We start from the raw sequence: 8488 nt of genomic DNA on the forward strand, positions 1-8488 counted from the left end.
GCTGGCGACCCTCCGATCCGAACTCGGACGGCCCCTGCAGCCCCCGCCCGACGGCGCCGAGACGGTCGCCCTGCTCCGCCGGCACGGCAGCCGCCGGCCCCGGATACCCCTGGACGTCCTGCGGCTGGGCGGGCCGCCCGCGCCCGCGCTGCTGCTGCGCGAGCACGCCCGCGCGCCGCTGCCGCCCGGCTCCGTCGAGGCCCTCCTGCTCGCCGGCGGCCTGGACGCCGCCACCGCCCTCGCCCTCCTCGACACCCGCGCGGCGCCCGCGTACGGCCCCGACTGGCACCGGCCCGCCGTCCGTGCCGTCCGCGCCGGCATCCTCACCTTCGACGAGCTCGCCGCCGCCGTCGCCCCCGCCCACCGCACGCTGCTCCTCGGCCGCGCCCACACCGCCGGCCGGCTCGGCTGGAACCTCGCCGAGCAGGCCGGCATGCGCGCCGCCCTGACCCGCGTCCTGCGCCCGCACCTCGGCGACGACCCGCGCCTGTGGGCCGAGCTGGAGCGCCATGCCGCCGCCTTCCCGGGCACCCTGCCCGAACTCGCGGCCGCCGTCGCCGCCGGCACCGCCGCGGACGCCGCCGCGGGCCCGCGCCCGCCGGAGGCCGTACCCGGGCTCGCGGAGGCCGTCGCCGACCTCGCCCCCGGCCCGCCCCCGGCGGGCGGCGGCGTCCACCGCGAGCTGGCCCTGGCCAGCCTCGCCGTCCCCAACGCCATGGGCGACCTCCGCGAGGACGTCCGCTGGGTCCGCGCCTGCCTCGACCGCGGCCTCCTCACCGGCGCGGACGTCGTCCGCCACAAGGCCCCGGCCGCCTGGGCCCTGGACGAGGACCACTGGCTCGGCGAGGTGGACGGCCCCGACCGCCACGACCGCCCTGGCGCGTTCCTCGCCGCCCGCGCCGAGGCCGAGCGCCTCCTCGACGCCGCGCTCGGCACCGACCCCGGCGCCTGGTGGGACACCGCCCGCGCCCTGCCCGACTTCGCGGGCACCCTGCCCGAGCTGCTCGCCGCGGTCGTCAGCGGCGACTACCGGGAGGGCGTGTCCCACCGCTCGTGACGTGACGCGACAATGGGGGGATGAGCGACAGTCCAGCCCCCCTTGCCGATCCGCACCTCCTCTTCGACGCCGCGGACGGCCGACGGGACATCGTCATCCTCGGCTCCACCGGTTCCATCGGGACCCAGGCCATCGACCTCGCCCTGCGCAACCCCGACCGGTTCCGGGTGACCGCGCTGTCGGCCGCCGGCGGGCGCGCCGGGCTGCTCGCCGAGCAGGCCCGGCGGCTGCGCGTCAAGGCCGTGGCCGTGGCCCGGGAGGAAGCCGTACCGGCCCTGAAGGAGGCGTTGAGCGAGCAGTACGGCACGTCCGAGCCGCTGCCCGAAATCCTCGCGGGGCCGGACGCGGCGACCGAGATCGCCGCCTCCGAGTGCCACACCGTCCTCAACGGCATCACCGGCTCCATCGGCCTCGCGCCGACCCTGGCCGCGCTCCGGGCGGGCCGCACCCTCGCCCTGGCCAACAAGGAGTCGCTGATCGTCGGAGGCCCGCTGGTCAAGGAGCTCGCGCAGCCCGGCCAGATCATCCCCGTCGACTCCGAGCACGCGGCCCTCTTCCAGGCCCTCGCCGCCGGCACCCGGGCCGACGTCCGCAAGCTCGTCGTCACCGCCTCCGGCGGGCCGTTCCGCGGCCGCACCCGCGCCGAACTGGCCTCCGTCACCGTCGAGGACGCCCTCGCGCACCCCACCTGGGCGATGGGCCCCGTCATCACCGTCAACTCGGCGACCCTGGTCAACAAGGGGCTGGAGGTCATCGAGGCGCACCTGCTCTACGACATCCCCTTCGACCGCATCGAGGTCGTCGTCCACCCGCAGTCCTACGTCCACTCGATGGTGGAGTTCTCCGACGGCTCCACCCTCGCCCAGGCCACCCCGCCGGACATGCGCGGCCCCATCGCGATCGGCCTCGGCTGGCCGCTGCGCGTCCCCGACGCCGCCCCCGCCTTCGACTGGACCAAGGCCTCGACCTGGGAGTTCTTCCCCCTCGACACCGAGGCGTTCCCCGCCGTGGACCTCGCCCGGCACGTGGGAACCCTCGGCTCCACCGCCCCCGCCGTCTTCAATGCGGCGAACGAGGAGTGCGTGGACGCCTTCCTGGCCGGTCGGCTGCCATTCACGGCAATCATGGATACGGTCTCTGCCGTGGTCGATGAGCACGGGACGCCGGACGCGGGAACTTCCCTCACCGTCGAGGACGTCCTTGAAGCGGAGACCTGGGCCAGGGCCCGGGCACGGGAGATGGCGGCCGGAGCCGCCGTGGAGGCGCGCGCATGACAGCACTCATGACGGTGCTCGGCATACTCGTCTTCGTGGTGGGGCTGCTCGTCTCCATCGCCTGGCACGAGCTCGGCCACCTCTCCACCGCCAAGCTCTTCGGCATCCGCGTGCCCCAGTACATGGTCGGCTTCGGGCCGACCATCTGGTCACGGCACAAGGGCGAGACGGAGTACGGCATCAAGGCCATCCCGATGGGCGGCTACATCCGCATGATCGGGATGTTCCCGCCCGGGGAGGACGGCAGAATCAGCTCCCGCTCCACCTCGCCCGTCCGCTCGATGATCGAGGACGCCCGCTCCGCCGCCTACGAGGAGCTCCAGCCGGGCGACGAGACGCGGCTCTTCTACACGCGCAAGCCGTGGAAGCGCGTGATCGTCATGTTCGCCGGCCCGTTCATGAACCTGGTGCTCGCGCTCGCGGTCTTCTTCGGGGTCTGGATGACCTTCGGGATCAACCGCACCACCACCGAGGTCGCCTCCGTCTCGCCCTGCGTCATCCAGCAGAGCGAGAGGCGGGACGTATGCAAGGAGGGCGACCCGGTCGCCCCCGCGAAGGCCGCCGGCCTGCTCCCCGAGGACCGGATCGTCGCCTTCAACGGCCGCGCCGTCACCGACTGGTCCGTGCTGCAGCAGCGCATCCGCGACACCATCGGCCCCGCCACCGTCACCGTCGAGCGGGGCGGACAGCGCCTGACGCTGCCCGTCACCCTCATCGAGAACAAGGTCGCCAAGACCGACGGCCACGGCGGCTACGTCAAGGGCCAGTACGTCACCGCGGGCTGGCTCGGCTTCAGCCCGAAGAACGAGACCGCGGCCCTCGGCTTCGGCGAGTCCGTCGAGCACATGGGCGAGGAGGTCGCCCGCAGCGTCGACGGCCTGCTGGCCCTGCCCGGCAAGGTCCCCGCCCTGTGGAACGCCGCCTTCGACGGCGGCGAGCGCGAGGCCGACTCCCCGATGGGCATCGTCGGCGCCGCCCGCATCAGCGGCGAGATCGCCACCCTCGACATCCCCGCCGAGCAGCGGCTGGTCTTCTTCCTCGGCCTTGTCGGCTACTTCAACCTCTCGCTCTTCCTGTTCAACATGCTTCCGCTGCTCCCCCTCGACGGCGGGCACATCGCCGGCGCCCTGTGGGAGTCCCTCCGGCGGAATGTGGCCCGCCTCTTCCGCCGCCCCGATCCCGGCCCCTTCGACGTGGCGAAGCTGATGCCCGCCGCGTACGTCGTCGCCGGCGTGTTCGTCTGCTTCACGCTGCTGGTGCTCGTCGCCGACGTCGTGAACCCGATCCGCATCACCTGACCCGCACGCAAAGCGCCCGGGCGGACGCGCGTACGGACGCCGAGCGTGAGGAGCCGGGCACGAACAGTGCCCGGCTCCCCGCGTTCGGGTGTCTCCGGCCCTCGGATGCGGGGGCCGCCGCCGCGTTGGCGTAATCTCGAAGACCGGAGCCCGCCGATCTCGGGACCTCGATCCACACCTTGGGGTTGCACAGCAGATGACTGCCATCTCACTCGGAATGCCGTCCGTGCCGACGAAGCTCGCCGACCGCAGGGTCAGCCGCAAGATCCAGGTCGGCACGGTGGCCGTCGGCGGTGACGCGCCCATCTCGGTGCAGTCCATGACCACCACCCGCACCTCCGACATCGGCGCGACCCTCCAGCAGATCGCCGAGCTGACCGCGTCCGGCTGCGAGATCGTCCGCGTCGCCTGCCCGACCCAGGACGACGCCGACGCCCTCGCCGTCATCGCGAAGAAGTCGCAGATCCCCGTGATCGCCGACATCCACTTCCAGCCCAAGTACGTCTTCGCCGCGATCGACGCCGGCTGCGCCGCCGTCCGCGTGAACCCGGGCAACATCAAGCAGTTCGACGACAAGGTCAAGGAGATCGCCAAGGCCGCCGGCGACGCCGGCACCCCGATCCGCATCGGCGTCAACGCCGGCTCCCTCGACCGCCGCCTGCTCCAGAAGTACGGCAAGGCCACCCCCGAGGCGCTCGTCGAGTCCGCGCTGTGGGAGGCCTCCCTCTTCGAGGAGCACGGCTTCCGCGACATCAAGATCTCGGTCAAGCACAACGACCCGGTCGTCATGGTCAACGCCTACCGCCAGCTCGCCGCCCAGTGCGACTACCCGCTGCACCTCGGCGTCACCGAGGCAGGCCCCGCCTTCCAGGGCACCATCAAGTCGGCCGTCGCCTTCGGCGCCCTCCTCTCCGAGGGCATCGGCGACACCATCCGCGTCTCCCTCTCCGCCCCGCCGGTCGAGGAGGTCAAGGTCGGCCGCCAGATCCTGGAGTCCCTGAACCTCAAGCCGCGCCGCCTGGAGATCGTCTCCTGCCCCTCCTGCGGCCGCGCCCAGGTCGACGTCTACAAGCTGGCCGAGGAGGTCACCGCCGGCCTGACCGGCATGGAGGTCCCGCTGCGCGTCGCCGTCATGGGCTGCGTCGTCAACGGCCCCGGCGAGGCCCGCGAGGCCGACCTCGGCGTCGCCTCCGGCAACGGCAAGGGCCAGATCTTCGTCAAGGGCGAGGTCATCAAGACCGTCCCCGAATCCAAGATCGTCGAGACCCTCATCGAAGAGGCCATGAAGATCGCCGAGCAGATGGAGAAGGACGGCGTCGCCTCCGGCGAGCCCACGGTCGCCATCGGCGCCTGACCCCCGGCCGCACCCACCGGCCCGCCCCGGCATCCGGCCCCCGGCCCCGTCCCCGCAGCTCGCGGACGGGGCCGGCGGCATTTTGGCCCCCGGCCGGACCGGGCGGCCCCGACCCGCGGCGGGTACAGTTCGGAGATCAGCAGCCCTGCATGTGAGGCCCCAGTGTTGACGCAGACCACCACCCGGGTCCTTGGGCCCGGCGACCTCGACGCCGCCCTCGCCGTCCTCGAACGCGAGCCGGTCGAGAACGCCTTCGTCACCTCCCGCGTCCGGGTCGCCGGCCTCGACCCCTGGCGCCTCGGCGGCGAGATGTGGGGCTACTACACCGACGGCGAACTCCGCTCCCTCTGCTACGCCGGCGCCAACCTCGTCCCCGTCTGCGCCCCGCCCGACGCCGTCCGCGCCTTCGCCGACCGCGCCCGCCGCACGGGCCGCCGCTGCTCCTCCATCGTCGGCCCCGCCGAAGCCACGTCCCTGCTGTGGCGGCTCCTCGAACCCAGCTGGGGACCCGCCCGCGAGGTCCGCGCCCACCAGCCGCTCATGGTCACCGAGCAGCCTTCCGCCGACGTCCGCCCCGACCCGCTCGTCCGCCGCATCCGCAAGGACGAGATGGACCTGATCATGCCCGCCTGCGTGGCCATGTTCACCGAGGAGGTCGGCGTCTCCCCGCTCGCCGGGGACGGCGGCCTCCTCTACCAGGCCCGCGTCGCCGAGCTCGTCGGATCCGGCCGCTCCTTCGCCCGCGTCGAGGACGGCAAGGTCGTCTTCAAGGCCGAGATCGGCGCCGCCACCCCCGCCGCCTGCCAGATCCAGGGCGTCTGGGTCGCCCCCGAGTTCCGCGGCCGCGGACACTCCGAGACCGGCATGGCCGCCGTCGTCGAGTACGCGCTGCGCGACGTCGCCCCCGTGGTCAGCCTGTACGTGAACGACTACAACACCGCGGCGCGCGCCTCCTACCGCCGCGTCGGCTTCCGCGAGGTCGGCGCGTTCATGAGCGTCCTGTTCTAGCTCCCGGGCGTACCGGCCCGCAGCGACCGCCGAGTAAGGTCACCGCATGCTGCCTACCCCCGCGGGCGACGGCCCCGCCCGGCCCGCCGGCCTGACCATCGGCCCCCTCGACCTCGCCGCCCGCGTGGACGAGGCCCTGCGCGTGCAGGCGGTGGCCTTCGGCCTCAGCGAGGAGGAGGTCGGCATCCGCCGGTACATCGTCCAGCGCCACATGACCTGCCCCGGCGCCCGCGCCCTCGGCGCCTACACCGACGACGGGGCGCTCGCCGCGTTCGTGTACGGCATGCCGAACGACCGCGCCTACTGGTGGTCCTCCATCGTCGAGCCGTACCTGCGCGCCGAGGGACACGACGGCTGGCTCGACGGCTCCTTCGTCATCACCGAGCTGCACGTCCACCCCGGCTTCCAGGGCCGCGGCGTCGGCCGCGCCCTCATCACCCGCATCACCGACAGCGCCGCCGAGCCCCGCTCGATCCTCTCCGCGATCGACGCCGAGAGCCCGGCCCGCCGGCTCTACCGCTCCCTCGGCTACACCGACCTCGCCCGCCAGGTGCACTTCCCGAGCGCGAGCCTCCCGTACGCCGTCATGGGCGCCCCGCTGCCGCTGCTGCGGCCCTGAAACCCCTTCGGCGGCCCCGCCGCCGTTCGGTAGCCTCGCCGCATGGCAACGCAACACGTGCAGCGCATGTCCCGGCTGATGGCGCGGACCCTCCGCGAGGACCCGGCCGACGCCGAAACCCTCAGCCACCGCCTCCTCGTCCGCGCCGGATACGTCCGCCGCAGCTCCGCGGGCGTGTGGACGTGGCTGCCGCTCGGCAAGCGGGTCCTGGAGAACGTCTCCCGCATCGTCCGCGAGGAGATGGACGCCATCGGCGGACAGGAAGTGCTGCTGCCCGCGCTGCTGCCGAGGGAGCCGTACGAGACCAGCGGGCGCTGGTCCGAGTACGGCGACCTGCTCTTCCGGCTCAAGGACCGCAAGGGCGCCGACTACCTCCTCGGGCCCACCCACGAGGAGATCTTCACCCTCGTGGTGAAGGACCAGTGCACCTCCTACAAGGACCTGCCGGTCATCCTCTACCAGATCCAGACGAAGTACCGCGACGAGGCCCGCCCGCGCTCCGGCGTGCTGCGCGGGCGCGAGTTCCAGATGAAAGACTCGTACTCGTTCGACGTCAGCGACGAGGGCCTCGCCGAGTCGTACGCCCTCCACCGGGCCGCCTACCAGCGCATCTTCACCCGGCTGGGACTCGACCACCGGATCGTCTCGGCGGTGTCCGGGGCGATGGGCGGATCCGCGTCCGAGGAGTTCCTCGCGCCCGCGGCCGCCGGCGAGGACACGTTCGCCGACTGCCCGGCCTGCGGGTACGCGGCGAACACGGAGGCGGTGACCTTCCCCCTGGCCGAGGCGGCGGACGCCTCCGCGGAGCACCCGCCGCTGGAGGAGATCCCCACCCCCGACACCCCGACCATCGAGACGCTCGCCGCCCACCTCGGCGTCCCCGCGTCCGCGACGCTGAAGAACCTCCTGGTCAAGGTGGACGGCGAGATCACCGCCGTCGGCGTGCCCGGCGACCGGGAAGTCGACCTCGGCAAGCTGGCCGAGCACCTGGCGCCCGCCGTGGTCGAACTCGTCACCGCCGAGGACTTCGCCGACCGCCCCGACCTGGTGCGCGGGTACGTCGGCCCGCAGGGCCTCGGCAAGGTGCGCTACCTCGCCGACCCGCGGGTCGCACCCGGCACGGCCTGGGTGACCGGCGCGAACAAGCCCGACACGCACGCCCGGAACGTGGTCTGCGGCCGCGACTTCCAGGTCGACCGCCATCTCGACGTCGCCGTCGTGGAGCCCGGCGACCCCTGCCCGCGGTGCGGGGCCGGACTGCGGCTCGACCGCGCCATCGAGGTCGGCCACATCTTCCAGCTCGGCCGCAAGTACGCCGACGCCTTCGGGCTCGACGTGCTGGGGCGCGAGGGCAAGCCGGTGCGGGTCACCATGGGCAGCTACGGCATCGGCGTCTCGCGCGCCGTCGCCGCCCTCGCCGAGCAGACCGCCGACGAGCGGGGCCTGTCCTGGCCGGCGGAAGTCGCCCCCGCCGACGTCCACGTCGTCGCCGCGGGCAAGGCGGTGCAGCTCGCGCTGGCCGAACAGGCCGCGGAGGCGCTGGCCGCGGCCGGGCGGCGCGTCTTGCTCGACGACCGGGCCGGGCTCTCGCCCGGGGTGAAGCTGACCGACGCGGAGCTGATCGGCGTGCCGTGGATCCTGGTCGCGGGCCGCCGGGCGGGGGAGTCCGTGGTCGAACTCCAGCACCGTGCCACGGGCACCCGCGAGGAACTCCCCCTGGCCGAGGCCCTGACCCGCCTGACGTCCTGAGCGGCCCCCCTCGGGGGTGTGGTTTCCGCGCGGCTCCAGCCCCGCGGCGCCTCAAGCGCCGGCGGGGCTGGAGCGTGCCGCTGCGCGGCACAGGCCGGGGGTCCGGGGGCGGAGGCCCCGGTTTCGGGC

At 73.7% G+C, this 8488-nt stretch carries 6 protein-coding genes and 1 pseudogene; all 7 read left to right on the plus strand.

The annotated features are described in order from the left end of the window. Positions 1 to 1057 (plus strand): annotated as a pseudogene (locus tag EF903_RS34290) (hypothetical protein); the annotation flags it as partial. Between the two features lie 20 nt (positions 1058 to 1077). After that, the gene (dxr, locus tag EF903_RS23675) at positions 1078 to 2331 is read left to right on the plus strand and encodes a 1-deoxy-D-xylulose-5-phosphate reductoisomerase (protein WP_125546326.1); all 1254 of its coding nucleotides are present in this window, start codon (positions 1078 to 1080) and stop codon (positions 2329 to 2331) included. Continuing rightward, on the plus strand, positions 2328 to 3629 hold the full coding sequence (locus EF903_RS23680; RefSeq protein ID WP_125546328.1) for an RIP metalloprotease: 1302 nt from the start codon (positions 2328 to 2330) through the stop codon (positions 3627 to 3629). The genes dxr and EF903_RS23680 overlap by 4 nt, the downstream gene beginning before the upstream one ends. Positions 3630 to 3825: 196 nt before the next feature. Then, positions 3826 to 4983 (plus strand): flavodoxin-dependent (E)-4-hydroxy-3-methylbut-2-enyl-diphosphate synthase, encoded by a 1158-nt coding sequence (gene ispG / locus EF903_RS23685; protein WP_114054427.1) that lies wholly within the window; start codon positions 3826 to 3828, stop codon positions 4981 to 4983. A gap of 162 nt (positions 4984 to 5145) precedes the next feature. Continuing rightward, the gene (locus EF903_RS23690; protein ID WP_125546330.1) at positions 5146 to 5991 is read left to right on the plus strand and encodes a GNAT family N-acetyltransferase; all 846 of its coding nucleotides are present in this window, start codon (positions 5146 to 5148) and stop codon (positions 5989 to 5991) included. 46 nt (positions 5992 to 6037) lie between these two features. Beyond that, positions 6038 to 6610: a GNAT family N-acetyltransferase gene (locus EF903_RS23695; RefSeq protein ID WP_125546332.1), complete on the plus strand. Its 573-nt coding sequence runs from the start codon at positions 6038 to 6040 to the stop codon at positions 6608 to 6610. A gap of 42 nt (positions 6611 to 6652) precedes the next feature. Continuing rightward, positions 6653 to 8359 carry a proline--tRNA ligase gene (locus EF903_RS23700; protein WP_125546334.1) on the plus strand — a complete coding sequence of 569 codons (1707 nt, stop codon included), beginning with the start codon at positions 6653 to 6655 and terminating at the stop codon, positions 8357 to 8359. Positions 8360 to 8488 lie beyond the last annotated feature (129 nt).

The sequence above is a fragment of the Streptomyces sp. WAC05292 genome, assembly GCF_003949955.1.
GTDB classification, from domain to species: domain Bacteria; phylum Actinomycetota; class Actinomycetes; order Streptomycetales; family Streptomycetaceae; genus Streptomyces; species Streptomyces globosus.